Origin of the sequence: Xanthomonas fragariae (assembly GCF_900183975.1) — a bacterium.
Lineage (GTDB): Bacteria > Pseudomonadota > Gammaproteobacteria > Xanthomonadales > Xanthomonadaceae > Xanthomonas > Xanthomonas fragariae.
Genome location: NZ_LT853882.1, coordinates 2,456,260 through 2,476,900, shown reverse-complemented (window position 1 = coordinate 2,476,900; position 20,641 = coordinate 2,456,260). Strand labels below are relative to the sequence as shown.

Annotated in this window: 15 protein-coding genes, 1 tRNA gene and 1 pseudogene; 12 read left to right on the top strand and 5 right to left on the bottom strand. The window is 61.9% G+C overall.

Translation table 11 applies throughout. The features are described from left to right. Positions 1 to 86 precede the first annotated feature (86 nt). The 6 genes and pseudogenes from PD885_RS11430 to PD885_RS11405 all read left to right on the top strand — a co-directional run. Positions 87 to 2,990, top strand: coding sequence for a TIM-barrel domain-containing protein (locus tag PD885_RS11430; RefSeq protein ID WP_002813746.1), 2,904 nt, complete (start codon positions 87 to 89; stop codon positions 2,988 to 2,990). Positions 2,991 to 3,081: 91 nt separating this feature from the next. Then, positions 3,082 to 5,469 carry a glycoside hydrolase family 95 protein gene (locus PD885_RS11425; protein WP_040763005.1) on the top strand — a complete coding sequence of 796 codons (2,388 nt, stop codon included), beginning with the start codon at positions 3,082 to 3,084 and terminating at the stop codon, positions 5,467 to 5,469. Then, positions 5,466 to 6,959, top strand: coding sequence for a xylulokinase (gene xylB / locus PD885_RS11420; protein WP_002813741.1), 1,494 nt, complete (start codon positions 5,466 to 5,468; stop codon positions 6,957 to 6,959). Before PD885_RS11425 ends, xylB begins: the two co-directional genes overlap by 4 nt. Positions 6,960 to 6,994: 35 nt before the next feature. Continuing rightward, positions 6,995 to 8,335 carry a xylose isomerase gene (gene xylA, locus PD885_RS11415; protein ID WP_002813738.1) on the top strand — a complete coding sequence of 447 codons (1,341 nt, stop codon included), beginning with the start codon at positions 6,995 to 6,997 and terminating at the stop codon, positions 8,333 to 8,335. An 85-nt stretch (positions 8,336 to 8,420) separates the two neighbouring features. Continuing rightward, on the top strand, positions 8,421 to 9,848 hold the full coding sequence (locus PD885_RS11410; protein WP_002813736.1) for a sugar porter family MFS transporter: 1,428 nt from the start codon (positions 8,421 to 8,423) through the stop codon (positions 9,846 to 9,848). 138 nt (positions 9,849 to 9,986) lie between these two features. Further along, a pseudogene (locus PD885_RS11405) lies at positions 9,987 to 10,403 on the top strand (GTP cyclohydrolase, FolE2/MptA family); the annotation flags it as partial. A 442-nt stretch (positions 10,404 to 10,845) separates the two neighbouring features. Here PD885_RS11405 and PD885_RS11400 read toward each other — a convergent pair. After that, positions 10,846 to 10,920, bottom strand: a tRNA-Glu gene (locus tag PD885_RS11400). A 47-nt stretch (positions 10,921 to 10,967) separates the two neighbouring features. On the opposite strand from PD885_RS11400, the gene pcnB reads away from it, so the two are divergent. The 6 genes from pcnB (at position 10,968) to pgi (ending at position 16,512) form a co-directional block, all read left to right on the top strand. Further along, complete coding sequence (gene pcnB / locus PD885_RS11395) at positions 10,968 to 12,332, top strand: polynucleotide adenylyltransferase PcnB (protein ID WP_002813731.1); 1,365 nt, start codon at positions 10,968 to 10,970, stop codon at positions 12,330 to 12,332. A gap of 3 nt (positions 12,333 to 12,335) precedes the next feature. Then, entirely contained in the window at positions 12,336 to 12,821 is a 486-nt protein-coding gene (gene folK, locus PD885_RS11390) for a 2-amino-4-hydroxy-6-hydroxymethyldihydropteridine diphosphokinase (protein ID WP_002813729.1), read from the top strand. A gap of 34 nt (positions 12,822 to 12,855) precedes the next feature. After that, positions 12,856 to 13,671 carry a 3-methyl-2-oxobutanoate hydroxymethyltransferase gene (gene panB / locus PD885_RS11385; protein ID WP_002813728.1) on the top strand — a complete coding sequence of 272 codons (816 nt, stop codon included), beginning with the start codon at positions 12,856 to 12,858 and terminating at the stop codon, positions 13,669 to 13,671. Continuing rightward, positions 13,668 to 14,534 carry a pantoate--beta-alanine ligase gene (gene panC / locus PD885_RS11380; RefSeq protein WP_002813726.1) on the top strand — a complete coding sequence of 289 codons (867 nt, stop codon included), beginning with the start codon at positions 13,668 to 13,670 and terminating at the stop codon, positions 14,532 to 14,534. The genes panB and panC overlap by 4 nt, the downstream gene beginning before the upstream one ends. Positions 14,535 to 14,620: 86 nt before the next feature. Continuing rightward, positions 14,621 to 15,001, top strand: coding sequence for an aspartate 1-decarboxylase (gene panD / locus PD885_RS11375; protein ID WP_002813724.1), 381 nt, complete (start codon positions 14,621 to 14,623; stop codon positions 14,999 to 15,001). Then, positions 14,998 to 16,512: a glucose-6-phosphate isomerase gene (gene pgi / locus PD885_RS11370; protein ID WP_088056886.1), complete on the top strand. Its 1,515-nt coding sequence runs from the start codon at positions 14,998 to 15,000 to the stop codon at positions 16,510 to 16,512. The genes panD and pgi overlap by 4 nt, the downstream gene beginning before the upstream one ends. A gap of 117 nt (positions 16,513 to 16,629) precedes the next feature. On the opposite strand, the gene PD885_RS11365 is transcribed toward pgi, so the two are convergent. The 4 genes from PD885_RS11365 to PD885_RS20765 are packed head-to-tail and all read right to left on the bottom strand — an operon-like array spanning position 16,630 to position 20,587. Next, positions 16,630 to 17,484 (bottom strand): hypothetical protein, encoded by an 855-nt coding sequence (locus PD885_RS11365; RefSeq protein WP_002813720.1) that lies wholly within the window; start codon positions 17,482 to 17,484, stop codon positions 16,630 to 16,632. A 50-nt stretch (positions 17,485 to 17,534) separates the two neighbouring features. After that, positions 17,535 to 19,727 carry a peptidoglycan-binding domain-containing protein gene (locus PD885_RS11360; protein WP_088056885.1) on the bottom strand — a complete coding sequence of 731 codons (2,193 nt, stop codon included), beginning with the start codon at positions 19,725 to 19,727 and terminating at the stop codon, positions 17,535 to 17,537. A gap of 3 nt (positions 19,728 to 19,730) precedes the next feature. Beyond that, positions 19,731 to 20,300, bottom strand: a complete 570-nt coding sequence (locus tag PD885_RS20770; protein WP_145954103.1) for a hypothetical protein — start codon at positions 20,298 to 20,300, stop codon at positions 19,731 to 19,733. Continuing rightward, on the bottom strand, positions 20,297 to 20,587 hold the full coding sequence (locus PD885_RS20765) for a hypothetical protein (protein ID WP_145954102.1): 291 nt from the start codon (positions 20,585 to 20,587) through the stop codon (positions 20,297 to 20,299). The genes PD885_RS20770 and PD885_RS20765 overlap by 4 nt, the downstream gene beginning before the upstream one ends. Between the last annotated feature and the right edge of the window lie 54 nt (positions 20,588 to 20,641).

Here is a 20,641-nt window from a genome sequence, read left to right as displayed (position 1 = left end):
GCGTGCTTTCCGCCACGTTGCATCCATCGAACCCATGCGCTGCCGCCCCCCCCGCGGCAGCGTTTCGCAAATCCAACGGAGTGAACATGCAAGCCACCATCCGTTTTGCCGGCCCCGCGCCTGCACATCGGCGTACAGCGCTGGCCCATTGTCTGGCTTTGTCGCTGGCCTTATTGGCCAATGCTGCGCATGCGCAGGAAGTACGCAAGGCCGCTGATGGCGTCACCGTGGTGCCGAGCGCCAAGGGCGCCGCACCGGTGCGCCTGCAAGTGGTCGATGCCGGCATCATCCGCGTCAGTGCCGACCCGGACGGCGATTTCGCGCGCAGCCCCAGCTTGATGCGCGTGCCGGTGCAGGGCGAGGGCAAATTTCAGCTGGCCGAGCAGGGCGACAGCGTGCAGCTGAAGACCGGCAAGGTCACCGCTACCGTGTCCACCGTCGATGGTCATGTCAGCTTCGCCGATGCCACTGGCAAGCCGGTGTTGTCGGAGGTGGCCGGCGGGCGCAGCTTTGCCCCGCTCAAAGTCGAAGGCAAGCAGTATCTGAGTGTGCGTCAGCGCTTTCAGTCGCCTGATGACGAAGCGTTGTACGGCTTCGGCCAGCATCAGCAGGGCTGGATGAATCAGAAAGGCCACAACGTCGAGTTGCAGCAGAACAATCTCGACATGGCAGTGCCGTACCTGGTGTCCAGCCGCAAGTACGGCCTGCTGTGGGACAACAATTCGATCAGCCGCCTGGGCGACCCGCGCGGCCTGCAGCCGCTGCCCAAGACGCTCAAGCTCTACGACGCCAAAGGCAAGACCGGTGCGTTGACCGCGCGCTATGCGATCAACGGCAAGCAGGTTCTCGAACGTCGCGAGAGCGAGGTGAACTATCAGTACCTCAGCGACCTGACCACGTTTCCGAAGAAGGCGATCACCAAGGACAAGAACAGCCGCATGCAAGTCACCTGGGAGGGCCAGATCGAAGCGCTCACCGGTGGCGAGCACACCTTCTCGCTGTATTCGAGCGAGTACGCCAAGGTGTACGTCGACGGCAAGCTTGTCATCGATCGCTGGCGCCAGAACTGGAACCCGTGGAATCACGAGTTCAAGCTCGATCTGCAGCCAGGCAAGCGCCATACCGTCAAGGTCGAGTGGGACTTGATCGACCCCAGCTACATCGCGCTGCTGCATCGCGACCCGCTGCCTGCCGCCGAAGCCCGCGATCTGTCGCTGTGGTCCGAAGCCGGGCAGATGATCGACTACTACTTCGTCTTGGCTGATTCGTACGACCGGGCGGTTGCGGGCTATCGCGAACTCACCGGCAAATCGGTGATGCTGCCCAAGTGGGCCTATGGTTTCTGGCAGAGCCGCGAGCGTTACAAGAGCCAGGATGAGTTGGTTGGCGTGCTGGCCGAATACCGCAAGCGCAAGCTGTCGCTGGACAACATCGTGCTGGATTGGTCGTACTGGCCGGAAAACGCCTGGGGTTCGCACGATTTCGATCCACAGCACTTCCCGGATCCGGATGGCATGGTCAAGTCCGTGCACGACATGCACGCGCAGATCATGATTTCGATCTGGCCCAAGTTCTATCCCACCACCGCCAACTACAAGGAACTGGATGCCGCCGGTTTCATGTACAAGCGCAATGTCGAAGTGGGTGAGCTGGACTGGATCGCCAAGGGCTACAAGAACTCGTTCTACGACCCGTATTCGGAAAAAGCGCAGGCGATCTACTGGCGCCAGGTCAACGAGAAGCTCAACAGCAAGGGCTTCGATGCCTGGTGGATGGACGCCGACGAGCCGGACGTGCATTCCAACCTGGATATCGGCGAGCGCAAGGCACGCACCACGCCGACCGCGCTGGGCCCGTCCACCGAGTTCTTCAACTCGTACCCGCTACCGCACACGCATGGCGTATACGTGGGCGACCGCGCGGCCGACGACAAGCGTGTGTTCATCCTGTCGCGCAAGGGTTATGCAGGCACCCAGCGCAACGCAGTGGCAGTGTGGAGCGGCGACATCGTCTCGCGCTGGGACGACATGCACGACCAGATTTCCGCGGGCGTCAACATGGCGCTGTCGGGCCTGCCCAACTGGACCTTCGACATCGGCGGGTTTGCGGTGGAGAAGCGCTACGAAAACCAGGACCCGGCGCATTTGCCGGAGTGGCGCGAGCTCAACACGCGCTGGTTCCAGTTCGGCGCGTTCGTGCCGATCCTCCGCTCGCACGGCCAGTTCCCGTACCGCGAAATCTGGAACATCGCCCCGGAAGGCACGCCGTTCTACGACAGCATGGTCTACTACAACCGCCTGCGTTACGCGTTGCTGCCGTACATCTACAGCCTGGCCGGCGACACCTATCAGCGCGACGGCGTGATCATGCGCGGCATGATGATGGACTTCCCGAACGACCCCAAGGTGCGTGACATCAACGACCAGTACCTGTTCGGACCGGCGTTCCTGGTCGCACCGGTCACCCGCTTCGGCGCCACCTCGCGTCAGGTGTATCTGCCGGCCGGCAGTAGCTGGCTGGATTTTTCCACCGGCAAGCGCTACGAAGGTGGCCAGAGCATCGAAGCGGCCGCGCCGATCGAGCGCATGCCGTTGTTCGTGCGTGCCGGTTCCATCGTGCCGACCGGCCCGGTGCAGGAATACGTGGACCAGACGCCGGACGCACCGCTCACCGTGGTGGTCTACACCGGCGCCGACGGCCAGTTCTCGCTGTATGAGGACGACGGCAAGGGCTACGGCTACGAGAAGGGCGAGTTCAGCTGCATTCCGCTGAGCTGGAACCAGGCCAAGGGCGAGCTGAGCATCGGCAAGCGCGAAGGCAGCTGGACCGGCATGCAGGCCAAGCGCACCGTCAACGTGCGCTTCGTCGACGGCCCGCGCGAGGATGCCGGTGCGCTCGAACCCAAGACCGACGCCAGCATCCAGTACGATGGCAGGCCGGTCAGCGTGTTGCAGCGCAAGATTGCGTCCGGCAAAGCGCGTCGTCGATGATCGCAGGTCGTTGTCAGTCAGTGAGTGCGCAGATGCCGGATCGCCGCGAGGCTCGGGCGTGTAGGTCCGGTCATGCAGCACGGTGGTGCACGTGCTGACCCGCAGGGAAGTCTGTAAAGCAACCGGTGCCGCACTCGCGGTGCTGGGTGCTGCGCCGGCCGCGTCCGCGGTTGCTGCGCCGGCAGTCGCCAAGGCAGCCGGCAATCAATCGCTGCCTGCCGTCGCGGCCGGCGACGCCTTGCAGCTGTGGTATCGCGAACCAGCCAACGAATGGGTACAGGCCTTGCCGGTCGGCAACGGCCGGCTGGGCGCGATGGTGTGGGGCGGCATTGCCCACGAACGCCTGCAACTCAACGAGGACACGCTGTACGCAGGAGGCCCGTACGACGCCACCAGCCCCGAGGCGTTGGCGGCGTTGCCGCAGGTACGCGCTCTGATTTTTTCCGGCCGCTATGCAGAGGCCGAAACGCTGGCCGACGCCAAGCTGCTTTCGCGTCCGCTCAAGCAGATGCCGTATCAACCGTTGGGTGATCTGTTGCTGGATTTCGATCGCGCCGACGGCATCAGCGACTATCGTCGCCAGCTCGATCTCGATACCGCGATGGCGACCACCACGTTCCGTTCCGGCGGTGCATTGCATCGGCGCGAGGTGTTCGTTTCGGCGCAATCGCAATGCATCGTGGTGCGCCTGTCGTGCGATCGTGCGCGCGCCATCTCGTTGCGCGTGGGCATCGATAGTCCACAGAGCGGCGAGGTCACGGTGGAGCGGGGCGGCCTGTTGTTCAGCGGTCGCAACCGCAGCTTTGCCGGTATCGTTGGCAAGCTGCGTTTCGCATTGCGCGTGCTGCCGCAGGTCAAGGGTGGCACGGTTGGCTATTTACGCGACCGTCTGCGTATCGAAGGCGCCGATGAAGTGGTGCTGCTGCTTACGGCCGCTACCAGCTACCGACGCTACGACGCAGTCGATGGCGATCCGCTTGCGCTGACGGCAGCAAGCATGCAGAAGGCCGGCACGCTGGACTACACTGCAGTGCTGCGCGCGCACCTGGCCGATCACCAGCGGTTGTTCCGGCGCGTGGCGATCGACCTGGGCACCAGCGAAGCAGCGCAGCTGCCCACCGACGAACGCGTGCAGCGTTTTGCTCAGGGAAACGATCCTGCGCTGGCTGCGCTGTATCACCAGTTCGGTCGGTATTTGCTGATCTGCAGCTCGCGGCCCGGTACGCAGCCGGCCAATCTGCAGGGCATCTGGAACGACCTGATGCTGCCGCCGTGGGAAAGCAAATACACCATCAACATCAACACCGAAATGAACTACTGGCCCAGCGAGGCCAACGCGCTGCACGAGTGTCTCGAACCACTGGAATCCATGTTGTTTGATCTTGCCAAGACCGGCGCGCGCACCGCACGTGTGATGTACGACGCGCCGGGTTGGGTGGTCCACAACAACACCGATTTATGGCGCCAGGCCGGGCCGATCGATGCTGCGAAGTGGAGCCTGTGGCCGATGGGTGGCGTATGGCTGCTGCAGCAGTTGTGGGACCGCTGGGATTACGGCCGCGACCGTGCGTATCTGGGCAAGATCTATCCATTGTTCAAGGGCGCGGCGGAGTTCTTCGTCGCCACCCTGGTGCGCGATCCGCAAACCGGCGCGATGGTGACCAATCCATCGATGTCGCCGGAAAACCAGCACCCGTTCAATGCTGCGCTGTGTGCCGGCCCGACGATGGATGCGCAACTGCTGCGCGATCTCTTCGCGCAGTGCATCACGATGGGCAAGGTGCTCAAGGTGGATGCAGACTTCGCACAACGCCTGAGTGAGTTGCGCAAGCAATTGCCGCCCAACCGCATCGGCAAGGCGGGGCAGTTGCAGGAATGGCAGCAAGACTGGGACATGCAGGTACCGCAGATCCAGCACCGTCACCTCTCGCATCTGTACGCGCTGCATCCGTCCAGCCAGATCAATCTGCGCGACACGCCCACGCTTGCCGCTGCTGCAAAGCGTTCGCTGGAAATCCGCGGCGACAACGCCACCGGCTGGGGCATCGGTTGGCGGCTGAATCTGTGGGCGCGCCTGGCCGATGGCGAGCATGCCTACCGCGTTCTGCAATTGCTGCTGGCGCCCGAGCGCACCTATCCGAATCTGTTCGACGCGCATCCGCCGTTCCAGATTGATGGCAACTTTGGCGGCACTGCCGGCATCACCGAGATGTTGCTGCAGAGCTGGGGCGGCAGTGTGTTTCTATTGCCCGCATTGCCCAAAGCATGGCCGCGCGGCAGCGTGCGCGGTTTGCGCGTGCGCGGCGCTGCCAGAGTGGACCTGGAATGGGATAACGGCCGCTTGCAGCAGGCACGCCTGCACAGCGATCGTGGCGGACGCTATCAACTGTCCTACGCAGGGCAGACCCTGAACCTGGAACTGGGCGCAGGCCGCACCCAGCAGGTGGGCTTGGACAACAACCGATTGGTGACGCAATGAGCTTGTATATAGGACTGGACGTGGGCACGCAGAGCGTCAAGCTGGTGGCCTACGATCCGCAAGAGCGCGATGTGGTCGCCACCATCGCAGCGCCGATAGAGCTGATCAGCCGCGACGACGGCACCCGCGAGCAGCAGGCGCAGTGGTGGATCGACGGCATCGTGCATTGCTTTGCGCAGCTCGATGGCGAGCAGCGTGCGCAGGTGCGCGGCATCTCGGTGTCGGGTCAGCAGCACGGCTTTGTACCGGTGGCCGCCGATGGCAGCGTCACCGCACCGGTGAAGCTGTGGTGCGATACCAGCACTGCGCTGGAATGCGGCCAGATCATGGATGCAGTGGGTGGCGCGGCAGGCAGCGTTGCCATTGCAGGCAACCCGATCATGGCAGGCTACACCGCCTCCAAGTTGCCGTGGACGCGCAAGCATCGCCCCGAGGCGTATGCGGCAATGACCACGGTGATGCTGCCGCACGATTACGTCAACTTCTGGCTCACCGGCGAGCGTTTCGCCGAGGTCGGCGATGCCTCCGGCACCGGTTGGCTGGACGTGCGCACGCGGCAGTGGTCCGAGCGCATGCTCGGCGCCGTCGATGCACAGCGCGATCTGCGCGATGCACTGCCGCCGCTGGTCGAAACGGGCACGGTGTATGCGTTGTCCGACGCAGCTGCCGAAGCGCTGAATCTTCCGGCCGGTGTGCTTGTCACCACCGGCGGTGGCGACAACATGATGGCTGCGATCGGCACCGGCAACGTGGTGCCTGGTCGCCTGACCATGAGCCTGGGCACCTCCGGCACATTGTTCGCCTACGCCGACCACCCAGTAGTGGACGACGACGCACGCTGGGCCGCGTTCTGCTCCTCCAGCGGCGGCTGGTTGCCGCTGATCTGCACCATGAACTGCACCGTCGCCACCGAGGCGGTGATGCGCATGTTTTCCATCACCCGCGAACAGACCGAAGCGCTGATTGCCAGCACCACCCCGGGTGCCGATGGCTTGGTGTTGCTGCCGTTCTTCAACGGCGAGCGCACCCCGGATTTGCCGACCGCACGCGGCTGTCTGTTCGGTATGGATCTGCACAACACCAGCCCGGCGCACTTCTATCGCGCCGCGATGGAAGGGGCCACCTACAGCCTGCGCAATGGTTTCGATGCGTTCGTCGCTGCAGGTTTGCAGTTCGACACCATCCTGCTAACCGGTGGCGGTAGCAAGAGTGCACAGTGGCGGCAGATGGTGGCTGACATCTTCGACCTGCAGGTCGTGGTGCCAATCCAACCCGAAGGCGCTGCCTTCGGTGCCGGGCTGCAGGCGTTGTGGGCCTGCGATCGCGATGACGGCGGTGCGGATGCATTGTCGGATGTGGTGCTGGAGCATTTGCAGATCGACCACACGCTATCGGCGCGCCCGGATCCGCAGCGCGTGGTCCAGTATCAGCAGCATTATCAGAACTTTCTCAAGCACCTGCGTGGCGTCACCCCGCTCTACGCCGGCTGACTTTTACTCCCCAGAACCGAAGGACACCTCACCCCATGAGCAACACTGTTTACATCGGCGCGAAAGAATATTTTCCCGGCATCGGCAAGATCGGCTTCGAAGGCCGCGATTCGGACAACCCGCTTGCGTTCAAGTTCTACGACGCCAACAAAAAGATCGGCGACAAAACCATGGCCGAGCATCTGCGCTTTGCAGTGGCCTACTGGCACAGCTTTTGCGGCAACGGCGCCGATCCGTTCGGCCCGGGCACGCGCGCCTATCCGTGGGATGTGGGCAATACCGCATTGAACCGTGCCGAAGCCAAAGCCGATGCTGCGTTCGAGTTCTTCACCAAGCTCGGCGTGCCGTACTACTGCTTTCACGACATCGACCTGTCGCCGGATGACGACGACATCGGCCAATACCAGCGCAATCTCGAGCACATGGTGGGCATTGCCAAGCAGCGTCAGGCCGATACCGGCGTCAAGCTGTTGTGGGGCACCGCAAACCTATTCTCGCACCCGCGCTACATGAATGGTGCTGCGACCAATCCGGACTTCAATGTGGTGGCGCGCGCTGCGGTGCAGGTCAAGGCCGCCATCGACGCAACCGTGGAATTGGGCGGCGAAAACTATGTGTTCTGGGGCGGCCGCGAAGGCTATGCCTGCCTGCACAACACGCAGATGAAGCGCGAGCAGGACAACATGGCGCGCTTTCTCACCCTGGCACGTGACTACGGCCGTGTCATTGGGTTCAGCGGCACTTTCCTGATCGAGCCCAAGCCGATGGAGCCGATGAAGCACCAGTACGATTTCGACAGCGCCACAGTGATCGGCTTCCTGCGTCAGCACAGCCTGGATCAGGATTTCAAGCTCAATATCGAAGCCAACCACGCCACGCTGTCTGGTCACAGCTTCGAGCATGACCTGCAGGTCGCCTCTGATGCCGGCTTGCTCGGCAGCATCGATGCCAACCGCGGCAATCCGCAGAACGGCTGGGACACCGACCAGTTCCCGACCGATCTGTACGACACCGTCGGCGCGATGCTGGTGGTGCTGCGTCAGGGCGGGCTGGCATCGGGCGGCCTGAATTTCGATGCCAAGGTGCGTCGCGAATCGTCCGACCCGCAGGATCTGTTCCTGGCCCACATCGGCGGCATGGACGCGTTCGCACGCGGGCTGGAAGTGGCCCATGCGCTGCTCGCTTCGTCGCCGTTGGAACGCTGGCGTGCCGAGCGTTACGCCAGCTTTGACAGCGCTGCCGGTGCGGCTTTCGCCGATGGCACCAGCACATTGGTGGACCTGGCCGACTATGCTGCGAGCAGCGGTGAGCCCAAGCAGATCAGCGGCCACCAGGAAGCGTATGAAAACCTGATCAATCAGTATCTGACCCGTTGATGTCCCGTGGCGGGCGGCGCACTGCCTCGCCGGCCGATGTCGGCCACCTTCGTGGCCGCTCCTTTGCATGCTTTCAGGTGAACCCATGTCCAGTGTCTTCATAAACGGCGCCCCCGATGCCGGCGAGAACACCCGTTTCATCATCCTGATCAGTTGCGTGGCCACGATCGGTGGCTTTTTGTTCGGTTTCGACAGTGGCGTGATCAATGGCACGGTCGATGGCCTGAAGCAGACCTTTCAGTCCAGCGCCGCCGAGACCGGGTTCGAAGTCGCCTCGATGCTGCTGGGTTGCGCCATCGGCGCCTTCTTCGCCGGCCGTCTGGCCGACCGCTGGGGTCGCCGCGCCGTCCTGATCATTTCTGCGGCGCTGTTCCTGCTCTCGGCCATTGGCGCCGGTGCTTCGCACAACTCCGGCTTTTTCATTCTCGCCCGTGTGATGGGCGGCTTTGCGGTGGGCGCGGCCAGCGTCATCTCGCCGGCCTATATCGCCGAGGTCGCCTCTGCGCGCTATCGCGGCCGGCTCGCCACGCTGCAGCAGATCGCCATCATCAGTGGGCTGTTCTGCGCGTTTTTGAGCAACTATCTGCTCGCCAATGCCGCCGGTGCCTCCACCGAGCCGCTGTGGGGCGGGCAGGCCGCATGGCGCTGGATGTTCTGGATGCAGGCGGTCCCGTCGTTGCTGTTCCTGTTGCTGTTGCTGGTCATCCCGGAGAGCCCGCGCTTTCTGGTGGTCAAGGGTCGTCGCGAGCAGGCGCTGGTGGTGTTGAAGCGTCTGTACGGCAACGCCGCCGCGCAGACCAAGTTGACTGAGATCTCGGCCTCGATGTCGGCAGACCAGCACAAGCCCAAGTTCTCCGACCTGATCAACAAGGCCACCGGCAAGGTCCGCCCGATTGTCTGGATCGCTGTGGGCCTGGCGGTGTTCCAGCAATTGGTCGGCATCAACGTGGTGTTCTACTACGGTGCGGTGCTGTGGCAGGCGGTAGGCTTCTCCGAGCAGGACGCACTGCTGATCAACGTGCTCTCTGGCGGCCTCAGCATCGGAGCCTGCCTGGTCACGGTGATGCTGGTCGACAAGATCGGCCGCAAGCCGTTGCTGTGGATCGGCTCGGCGGGCATGGCGGTGTCGCTGGCCATGGTGACCTACGCCTTTGCCACGGCTTCGCTGGATCCCAATGGCAAGCTCGCCATGTCCGACGCCATGGGCATGCTCGCGCTGGTGGCCGCCAACGTCTATGTGGTGTTCTTCAACGCCTCGTGGGGCCCGGTGATGTGGGTGATGCTGGGCGAGATGTTCCCCAACCAGATCCGCGGCTCGGGCCTGGCGATTGCCGGAGCTGCGCAGTGGACGGCCAACTTCGCCATCACCGTCAGCTTCCCGATCCTGCTCGGCAGCATTGGCCTAGCCGGCGCCTATGGCATCTATACCGTCGCCGCGCTCATCTCGGTATTCTTTGTGCTCAAGTACGTCCACGAGACCAAGGGTAAGGAGCTTGAGCAAATGGAAGGCTAATTTTTCTGTTATTCCTGCTATCTGCATGAAAATCAAAAAAGGCCGCGCGCATTGCGCGGCCTTTTTTGGTGATGGTCTTGCTTATGTCCGGCAGCGGAGCGCCAATGCCGTATCCGCAGCGCCCCGCATGTCGATGGGCTGCGCGTGGTGCTCGATCTGGCGCAGCCACATGCCATCCATGCCGATGTCGGGCCAACGCGCGACGCACGCGGGGCGTCGGTGTTCGCGTTGTCGCAGAACGGTGCGCAAGTGCGGAGGGAGTTTATTGCCTGCGTGCAGCGGTTCGATATTCGCGAGCTGGTTGGGCTATGCGAGCAGGTCTATGCGACGCCGGTGCAGGCCGCAGTACGGCGTATCGATGAGTCAGTGTTTGCGCGCTTGAATGGCGCCGATTTGATGTATGTCGAAGATGCCGCGCGAGGTTTGCGCAAGTTGCTGGCCGAGCACTATGCCTCGTTCGATTTGACAGAACGCCATCTCGAAAATCTGCATGCCCACGATGCCCTGACCGAAACCGAAAGCGACGCCGAAGGCGTTCATCCACTTGCCCATTGAGGAGTTGCCATGCAGTGCAAATATCCACGCAGATCTACCATCACTGTGCGCAGGCGCGACGTTGATCGCACGATGCGTCGGTGCGGACGCACGATTGCCCAGGTCCATGTCTTTATCGGGCCATACATGATTTTTGTATCGGCATGATCGGTAAGAGCGATGCCGACGCGATGCCGCGCCAACACGCGGTACGACGTGTGGCCGCAGGACTGAATCACGCTGTCGATCGCATCGCCCGGGCAGCAAGTGCTCGACCTTGCAACCGGCCTCAGCCAATGTGCGCATCAGTGCGATGTATCTATGGCATTGCCATCGGTGCCATGCCAGCCCGGCCTGTCAACGGAATTGTTGCGCGCTGCCCGATGAGCGGCAGCAACCGGTGCCCCACAAAGCCAAAACCCCGCAATGCGGGGCTTTGGCGTGTTCTGCGGCAGGACGACGGTGGTGCTCCCTAGGGGACTCGAACCCCTGTTTTAGCCTTGAGAGGGCCACGTCCTAACCATTAGACGAAGGGAGCGTTTGGTGCGTCTTTTGTAGCACGCTAGTATAGTGGGCTAAAAGCCGTTGGGCAATCCTGAAACACAAGACGGAAGCGCCATCATCGAATCCTCAGTTCCATCTCCGTTCACGCTGCGCGTCATCCCCCGCGATCAGCACACCATCTCGCGCAAGGACATCAGCCCCAACGCGCTACGCGTGCTGTATCGTCTGCGCGAATCCGGCTTCGGTGCCTACCTGGTCGGCGGCGCAGTCCGCGATCTGCTGGTCGGCGGCCATCCTAAGGATTTCGATGTCGCCACCAGCGCCACGCCGGAAGAAGTCAAAGCGCTGTTTCGCAACTGTCGTCTGATCGGCCGCCGTTTCCGTCTGGCGCACGTAGTGTTTGGTCGCGAGATCATCGAAGTGGCGACATTCCGCGCCAACATCGACGACGGCAGTGGCGACCGTGAGCTGGATAATGGCCGGCTGGTACGCGACAACGTCTACGGCACCATCGAAGACGACGCGATCCGTCGAGACTTCACCTGCAACGCCTTGTACTACGCCATCGAAGATTTTTCGGTGCGCGATTACTGCGGCGGCTTCGAAGACGTGCAGGCGCGCCTGATGAAACTGATCGGCGACCCGGAGCTGCGTTACCGGGAAGATCCGGTGCGCATGCTGCGTGCGGTGCGTCTGGCGGCCAAATTGAATTTCGATATTGAAGCGAGCACCGCCGAGCCGATTCCGCGTCTGGCCGGGTTGTTGTCTGAAGCCGCGCCAGCGCGGTTGTTCGAAGAAATTCTCAAGCTGTTCCTGTCCGGGCACGGCGTGGCCAGTTTCGAAGGCCTGGAGCGTTACGGCCTGCTCGGCGTGCTGTTCCCGGAAAGTGCGGCTGCGCTGCGTTCCAACCGCAGCGGCGCGCTGCGCGCCATGGTGCTGGAAGGTCTGCGCAATACCGATGCGCGCGTGGCCAACGATGAGCCAGTGTCGCCCGCGTTCCTGTTCGCGTTGCTGCTGTGGCCAGCGTTCTGCCGCACCTTGATGGGCTTGCAGGCGCAGGGCGTGCTGCCGGAAGACGCGCAGCGTCGCGCCGCCGACCGGGTCACCTTGCATCAGCTGGAGCGTGTGGCGCTGCCGCGCCGTTTTTCGCTGCCGATGCAGGAAATCTGGTTGTTGCAGACGCGGTTCTCCTCGCGTCAGCGCAAGCGCGTGTTGCGCAGCTTGTCGCATCCGCGTTTCCGTGCCGCGTTCGATTTCCTGGTGCTGCGCCAGTTTGCGTCGGCTGATCACGCGGCCGATGTCGAGTTCTGGCGCGAGGCGCAGAAGTCTTCCGGCCAGGAGCTGGCTGATGCGATCGAAACCGCGCAGACCGATCACGAGGGCGAAGAGGGCGCGCCGCGCAAGCGTCGCCGCCGCCGCCGCACCGGCGCGCCTGCAGGCGAGTAGGGCATGCACACTGCCTTTGTCGGCCTGGGTGCCAACCTGGGCCAGGCCGACGCCAGCGTGCGCGCGGCCATCGCCGCCCTTGGGGTGTTGCCGCAATCCACGTTGATTTCGGCGTCGCGCCTGTACCGTACGCCTGCCTGGGGCCGCGAAGACCAGCCCGATTTCATCAACGCCGTGGCGCAGCTGCACACCGTGCTGGCGCCGCTGCAACTGCTGGATGCCTTGCTCGGTATCGAGCAGGACTTCGGCCGGACGCGTCTGGACGGCGAGCGCTGGGGCCCCCGCACGTTGGATCTGGATCTGCTGCTGTATGCCGACCAGGTGATTGACCTGCCGCGCCTGCAGGTGCCGCATCCACATCTGCAGGCGCGTGGGTTTGCGCTGTTGCCGCTGTCGGAACTTGCGCCCGAGGCAATCATTCCGGGCCATGGAACAGTGCGGCGCGCCCTGCAAACCATCGATGTCTGCGGGCTGGGGCCGATTGGGTAGATAATGGCCGCTTATCACCCCACCTAATGAGTTTATGAGCAGCCATACCGACAGCAAGCCCTGGACCGTGCCCGCCTTGGCGCGGGCCAAGCGCGACGGTCGAAAACTGGTCATGTTGACCGCGTACGACGCCGGCTTTGCGCGGACCTTCGATGCCAACGGCGTGGACCTGATCCTGGTCGGCGACTCGTTGGGCATGGTAGTGCAGGGGCACGATTCCACCTTGCCGGTGACCACCGCCGACATGGTCTACCACACCGCTTCGGTGGCGCGTGCACTGGAGCGCGCGTTGCTGGTGGCCGATCTGTCGTTCCAAGCCGATGCCACGCCGGAGCGCGCACTCGACGCCGCCACGCAGCTGTTGCAGGCCGGTGCGGAGATGGTCAAGATCGAAGGCGCCGGCCACAAGCTCGAGGTCATTCGCTATCTGGTCGAGCGCGAGATCCCGGTCTGCTCGCACCTGGGGTTGACCCCGCAATCGGTGCTGCGTTTCGGCGGTTACATGGTGCAGGGACGTGGCGAAGCCGGCGAGCAGTTGCGCCGCGACGCGCAGGCGGTGGTCGACGCCGGTGCCAACTTGGTCGTGCTGGAGTGCGTGCCCACGCCGATCGCCGCACAGATCAGCGCCGAGCTCAGCGTTCCCACCATCGGTATTGGTGCTGGCCCTGGTTGCGACGGCCAGGTGCTGGTGATGCACGACATGCTGGGCTTGGACAGTGGCCATCGCCGCCCCAAGTTCGTTAAGAATTTCTTGACAGAAGGCGGCTCTGTGGCAGGCGCGGTGCGCGCCTACGCGCAGGCCGTGCGCGATGGCAGCTTTCCAGATGCAGAGCACGCTTACGCCGCATGATCCAGACCATTACCGGTCTTTCCGCACTACGCGCACTGGTCACCGGCTGGAAGCGCGAAGGGTTGCGCGTGGCGTTGGTGCCGACCATGGGCAACCTGCATGCCGGCCACTATTCGCTGGTGATGCTGGCGCGGCAGTACGCCGACCGCGTGGTATCGAGCGTATTCGTCAACCCGACCCAGTTTGGCCCGAATGAAGATTTCGCGCGTTATCCGCGGACGCCCGAGGCCGATCTGCGCGGTCTGGAAGACGCCGGTTGCGATGCGCTGTGGTTGCCGGACGTGGACACCATGTATCCGCTCGGCACCGCACTGGCCACGCCGCTCCATGCGCCTGGCGTCAGCGACGTGCTGGAAGGCGTGTGCCGTCCTGGGCATTTTGATGGCGTGTGCACCGTGGTGGCGCGTCTGTTCAATCAGGTACAGCCGGACGTGGCCGCTTTCGGCAAGAAGGATTACCAACAGCTGGCGGTGATCCGGCAGATGGCGGCGGACCTGGCGTTTCCAATCGAGATCCTGGGCGGCAGCATCATGCGCGAGGCCGACGGCTTGGCGATGAGTTCGCGCAACCAGTATCTGTCGGCCGAAGAGCGCCGGCAGTCGACGCAGATCTGCAAGGTGCTGCTGCAGATGCGCGACAGTTACGCCGCCGGCGCACCGCGTACGCAGGTTGAAGGGATAGCCACCCAGGCGCTGGAACAGGCCGGTTTCCGTGTCGATTATGCGGTGGTGCGCCTGCCTGATCTGAGCGAGCCTGGCGACAGCCACGCTGGCGCGCGCGTGGCCCTGATCGCGGCCCGACTGGGCAATACGCGGTTGATCGACAACCTGGAATTCTGCAGGTCACCGCTGCGGCCGGGCTGAAGCCCTCATCACCGACTGCATTGCGGGCCGTTGGGCGCAGGCGCTTTCCGCTAAAATGGCGGCTCTCTATTTGTCGTTGCCCGTCCATGCACCTGTCCCTGCTGAAAGCCAAGATCCACCGCGCCACCGTCACCCACTCCGAGCTTAACTACGAGGGCTCGATCGCTATCGACGGCCTGCTGCTGGAAGCGACCGGCATCCGCGAATTCGAACAGGTCCATATCTGGGACGTCACCAACGGCGCGCGTTTCAACACTTACGCCATCCGTGCCGAGGAAGGCAGCGGCATCATGTCGCTCAACGGTGGCGCTGCGCGTCACGTGCAGGTTGGCGATCTGATCATCGTTGCCGCATTCGCGAGCATGAGCGAAGACGAAGCCGAGACCTTTCAACCCAATCTGGTATATGTGGACGCGCACAATGCGATCTCCCACACCAACCACAGCATCCCCACGCAGGCCGCATGACACACACCAACGGATTCGACGCGCTTCACGCCCACGCTCAGCGCTTGCGCGGCGCTGCCATCCCCGCATTGCTTGCCGCCGAGCCGGAACGGCCTACGCAATACGCCAGGCAAGTCGGTCCGCTGTATTTCAACTTCGCACGCCAGAAGTACGACCGCGCCGCGCTCGATGCCTTGTTCGCCATCGCACGCGCGCGTGACCTGGCCGGCGCATTCCAGCGCTTATTCCGTGGCGAGCAGGTCAATGTCACCGAACAACGCGCTGCACTGCATACCGCGTTGCGCGGTGATCTGACCGATGAGCCAGTAGCCTCGGAAGCGTATGCCACTGCTGCGGAAGTGCGCCAACGCATGGGCGCGTTGATCCAGCAGCTGCAAGCCACCGATGTCACCGACATCGTCAGTGTAGGCATCGGCGGTTCTGATCTGGGGCCGCGCCTGGTCGCCGACGCATTGCGTGCGCCGTCCGGCGCGCGTTTCCGTGTGCATTTCGTCTCCAACGTCGATGGCGCGGCAATGCAGCGCACGTTGGCCACGCTGGACCCGGCGCGCACCGCCGGCATCCTGATTTCCAAGACCTTCGGCACCCAGGAAACGCTGCTTAACGGCAACATCCTGCACGCCTGGTTGGGCGGCAGCGAGCGCCTGTATGCCGTGAGCGCTAACCCCGAGCGCGCCGGCAAGGCCTTCGATATCGCGCCGGACCGCGTGCTGCCGATGTGGGATTGGGTGGGGGGGCGTTATTCGTTGTGGTCGGCGGTCGGTTTCCCGATCGCTTTGGCAATCGGCTTCGAGCGCTTCGAACACTTGCTCGAAGGCGCGGCGCAGTTCGATGCGCATGCGCTCAATACGCCGCTGGAAGAAAACGTCGCCGTGCTGCACGGACTGACTGCGGTGTGGAACCGCAATTTGCTCGGCAGCGCGACGTACGCAGTGATGACCTACGACCAGCGTCTGGCATTGCTGCCGGCCTATCTGCAGCAGCTGGTAATGGAGAGCCTGGGCAAGCGTGTCAAGCTCGACGGCTCGGCAGTGGACAGCGATACCGTGTCGGTGTGGTGGGGCGGTGCAGGCACCGATGTGCAGCACAGCTTTTTCCAGGCGCTTCACCAGGGCACCAGCGTGGTGCCGGCCGATTTCATCGGCACCGTGCACAACGACGACCCGTATGCGCAAAACCATGTTGCGCTGATGGCCAACGTGCTGGCGCAGACCGAAGCACTGGCCAACGGCCAGGACAGCAGCGACCCGCACCGCAGCTATCCGGGTGGCCGCCCGAGTACGGTGATCCTGCTCGATGCGCTCACCCCGCAAGCGCTGGGTGCGCTGATCTCGATGTACGAACACAGCGTGTACGTGCAGTCGGTGATGTGGGGCATCAATGCGTTCGATCAGTTCGGCGTGGAGTTGGGCAAGCAGTTGGCCAGCCAGTTGCTGCCGGCGCTGAAGGGCGAGTCTGTCGATGTGGCCGACCCGGTAACGCGCGAATTGCTAACCAAGCTGCGCGGCTGAGCCGTTGGTTTTTTGGGCGTGGGCATCGGCCCGGGGTTGGGCCTCATGCTACCGCACCTGCGGCCGACGTCGAGAGCGGGCGATGCCTGGCCGCCTCGGTTGTGGTTTCAACCGACTTTAGAAGAGCTTGATATACAGGTTGTCGTCGTTCTGCTGTGCCGCGGCAGATGTCTGGTGTTCGGCCAATAGGGTGTCCATCTTCTCGGCAGTCGATTGCGCGATAGTGAGAGCCACTTTATCTCCAAGGATCGTGGCGATGGCATGCAACGCCCGGGCGAACAGCGACAAAGCGACGGCTTCCATGTATGCCGCATCTGAGCCTATCTTCGCCGAGCGATAGGCGTGCGTGGCACTGCGCAGGGCCGGCGATCCCTGTTCGCAGAGCAGGTAATTCTGTGTGCCGGCAGCCAGTAGCTGCGTGACATTTGCCGCCGATGCCATGACCGGATGAACCCAGCGCCCGACCCCTGCGGCATCGGCCCGGGCGCCCAGGCCCGGCCAGTGGGCGGCATCGGCGTACCAGGAGGTCTTACGGCTGTCAGATGCCAATTTATCTGCCCATTGGCTGGCGACGGTCTCTTCCGGTTGCGCCACCTGCCATGCCTTGAAGCGGGCGATCTGGGCGTCGATATGGTGCCGTAATGCGGCCGCGATGCGATCTCCCTCCAGGTCGCCAAACAGATAGATAACGTCGACCGCCATCTCAATGGTGCCCTGTGCCAGCATCTGGGCACCAGAATCGTGTTCGTCAGTCAGCGCGCGCAGCGTTGCCGCATGTGCATCGGCCAATGTTTCGAGGCCATACCAGGCATAGATCATGGTGGCCGTCATCTTCCCTTTAGTCTGTAACTGCCCTACGCCGTGTGCAAGTTCGGCTTGGCAGGTGTGCATCACCGGGAGTTGACGCTGGCGCAGCGCCGTCAGAGCTGCGGCATGCACGTGCAATTGGTCAGTCGGTTGTTTATTGAACAAGGCGCAGTCTCCGTGTGTGGGGTTCCGTTGCGATCATGCGATGCCTATCACTACCGGCTATAGGACGGCGGCTCCCGCATGCTGGACAACTCTGCTTCCAGTGTCTGCTGCTGGGTCTGCACGTGCTGGAGGGTGGCCTGCATCGACGGCGCCGGTTCGCGCAGGTCTAGGCTGAAGCGGTTGTAGCAGGCATCGAGATCGATGACATAGAGCGTATCGCCCTTGACCGCGAACTGATTATTCCCCCCTGGACTCATGTCATAGAGCGCCATCTTGCCGACGACCTGATGCAGGCGTTCCTCGGACATCGGCACGTCCTTGCCTTCCAGGGTGGTCTTGGTCTGGGCGTAGAGCGCGTGCAGTGGGGAATTGGGGTTGCTGTAGGGTTCCAGCGCCCTGGGCGCGGCCTGCTGCTGAGCAGTTGCGAGGTCGGGGCGCGACTGGGCCGGTCGCTCGGCGACGGCATCGGCCAAATGGGAAGAGGCAGGCTGGGCGTGATCGGCAAGATGGCGACCTGGGGCGAGGTCCTGCGCCTTCTGGCGGGTGGCGAATTGGGCATGCGTTTGCAGTGCTTCGAGTGTGCCTGGATCAGCGATGCCGGTGGTGTTGCGGCCGGTCCAGAGTTGGAAGTTCTCCACCGCCTGCTGAGTGCGTGGGCCGTAGTGCCTGTCGTCCTTGATGGCGTTGCCATCGCGGTCGGTGGCGCCGATGGTCTGCAAGTGTTGTTGCAAGGCTTGTACGGCGGCGCCGCGGTCGCCGGGCTCCAGGGGCTGTGTTGTCGTCAACGGGAGGTGTGGTGGTTTCGCCGCCGGCAGGGTGAGCGGCACATGCCCCGTTGTTGGCCCGCCCACAACGGGATTGTCATGCCGTGCGGCGCTCTGCGAGTGCGCCGCTGATGGCATGCCGGGCATGTGCTGATCGAGGGTGGTCGCATGTGCAGGCATGCTCTGGTGCAAGGTGCCAGCGTCATGGCCGTGGTGCGCGTGCGCTGATGCAGGACTGTGGTGGTGAAGCGACGGATGCGTGACGTGAAGCAGGCTGTGGGTTTGGCCGTTGCGGTTGAGATTGACGTCGAGGGTACCGTCTTGATTTTGAGCAAGGGCAAGTTCGCTGCGGGAGACCTCTGACCACTGGCCACCGACGAAGGCGCGCCCGTGTCCATCCCGATCCCATTGCACGAAGTCTTTGCCTTCGGCGTAGAAACCACGGGAGTTGGATTTGGCGGGATCGCCGTAATTGTGCGAACTGCCGTGTTCGAGCGCTTGCACAAAGGCGCGCCCTTGAACCGGATCGACAAAGAGGGCTTTGACCGTGGTGTATTGCTCGGTGAGGTGGGGATGTTTGGGGTCGGCGTGTAGTTGAGTGGGGTCGACCAGGGGATTGGCCATGACGGCCTGCCAGGGGGCGTGCAGGGGGTTGGCTTCGCTTGCGTTGCGCAAGGCATTGAAGGTCTCGGCGCCTCTCAGTGCGGCATCGCGGCCAGACTCCATGTAGGTGGGCCGATCGGGGTGCTTTGGGTCTCGTTTTACAAAGCTGTCGATCTTATGATTTATTCCTTCAAGACTATCTATTTTTTGATGACTTACGTCTTTTAGGATGTCCTGACCAAGAGAATCACTTTGATTGTATGCTTTTCCGACGATGGCGAATATTTTGGCTTGATCTTGTGGGTCGGAGTTTTTATAAAGGTCAGTGCTTTTTAAGATGGGTACAACGGATTCCATTAATTTATCGACTTGGGAAGTATCTCTTTGATGGATAAATGATATTCCTGCATTCGTTGTCAGGTAATCGTTAAGTTTTGCTTTGAAGGTTTGATCAATATCTTGGCCAGCCTTTGGCATGTGATCGGATGGGATATTTTTTTTACCGTGATATATTTTTTTATCTGCATCGAAATTTGGGTCGCGAATATGATTTCCATCTCTGCCAAGATCTAAGGCGAACTTAGCCTGTTGCTGGGCGTTTAAAATCCAATCTGGATGGTGAGTCTTAGCCCAATCCTGAAAAGAATCCACAAGGGCCCTCGCATCCTTCGGATGCGCACCAAAGTCTGTTTGGAGCGTGCCTATCGAGTAACCACTGTTCGAGCCGCCAGCAGGCTCCAACATTACAGAGCCATCATTTTCATGGATAATACGGCCAGCATAACTGAGTTTGTAGGCTACATCGCCACCCTCTGAGCTGACACCGATGCTGTAGTAGGCGACGGCACGAAGTTCGTTGTCGGTCAAGCTCGCCATGATTCAATCCTCCTTGCAAGACAGTTCAATAGCGGTTGGCGGAACCAGTGCCTTAATTATATAAGCTGTGACATCCTGGATATTATTTTTCTTCGCTTGGTTGATGGACAACCGCATTGCGCTTTCATCTATTACCCTCAATGCAGGCGCTGAACCCACAGGCGATAGATCCGATTTGCGTAGACGGAATACAAAACATCCCTCGATAGCTAGAAATGTTCCATCATTCAAATCAAGTGCAGAGGTGATCTTTGAATTAAAACTGCCGCCAGAGCATGCTTTAGGATTTCCCATTTCATGATAAATGGCAAATTTGTTCCAGGTAGATGCAGGTTTTTCCCCTGTGACATAGTTGCGCTCTGAACTGGCCGCAATTAAGTTTGACGAACAATAATTTTTAGATGGTTCTAGGAAAATATTACTTCCATCAAAGCTTATGCCTGGCAAATCAATTGGAGGAGAAGTTCCGGAAAATGCGTAATCCTGCCCTATGCTGGAATGAAAATTTCCCTTGGCGTCGGTAAAGGACTGTTCCAGGTGGCCATCGTCTTCTCTGTCAGCTTTGACTTTCATTTTCTGGCCACTGAAAAAATCCAATGCCTCAACATCCCCCCCCCCCCAGGAGGCTCCGACACGACCCATGCGCGGAGCTTGCCATGGTCGTTTTCAACAAACATCGTCATGGCGTTTGGAAGAATACGTTGTGCAATCCCATTATCAGGCCATGCTGGCTTAGGCACAGCATGGCCGGCTGTTGGTTGGACGGCGCTGGCGTTTGCAAGTGCCAACCCCAGTGCCGATCCAACGATTGCGAAGCCGATTTTTCTGCGGATAAAATGGCGATTAATGTGGTTTTTCATGTGTGCTGTCCTCGCGATTCCAAGTTGGACCCGCCTCTGTAATTGAATCAAATG

Excerpts from the sequence above, each read along its gene's own strand:
- PD885_RS11430 (WP_002813746.1), top strand. The coding sequence starts at position 87 with ATGCAAGCCACCATCCGTTTTGCCGGCCCCGCGCCTGCACATCGGCGT.
- xylB (WP_002813741.1), top strand. The coding sequence starts at position 5,466 with ATGAGCTTGTATATAGGACTGGACGTGGGCACGCAGAGCGTCAAGCTG.
- xylA (WP_002813738.1), top strand. The coding sequence starts at position 6,995 with ATGAGCAACACTGTTTACATCGGCGCGAAAGAATATTTTCCCGGCATC.
- PD885_RS11410 (WP_002813736.1), top strand. The coding sequence starts at position 8,421 with ATGTCCAGTGTCTTCATAAACGGCGCCCCCGATGCCGGCGAGAACACC.
- folK (WP_002813729.1), top strand. The coding sequence starts at position 12,336 with ATGCACACTGCCTTTGTCGGCCTGGGTGCCAACCTGGGCCAGGCCGAC.
- panB (WP_002813728.1), top strand. The coding sequence starts at position 12,856 with ATGAGCAGCCATACCGACAGCAAGCCCTGGACCGTGCCCGCCTTGGCG.
- panC (WP_002813726.1), top strand. The coding sequence starts at position 13,668 with ATGATCCAGACCATTACCGGTCTTTCCGCACTACGCGCACTGGTCACC.
- panD (WP_002813724.1), top strand. The coding sequence starts at position 14,621 with ATGCACCTGTCCCTGCTGAAAGCCAAGATCCACCGCGCCACCGTCACC.
- pgi (WP_088056886.1), top strand. The coding sequence starts at position 14,998 with ATGACACACACCAACGGATTCGACGCGCTTCACGCCCACGCTCAGCGC.
- PD885_RS11360 (WP_088056885.1), bottom strand. The coding sequence starts at position 19,727 with ATGGCGAGCTTGACCGACAACGAACTTCGTGCCGTCGCCTACTACAGC.
- PD885_RS20770 (WP_145954103.1), bottom strand. The coding sequence starts at position 20,300 with ATGAAAGTCAAAGCTGACAGAGAAGACGATGGCCACCTGGAACAGTCC.
- PD885_RS20765 (WP_145954102.1), bottom strand. The coding sequence starts at position 20,587 with ATGAAAAACCACATTAATCGCCATTTTATCCGCAGAAAAATCGGCTTC.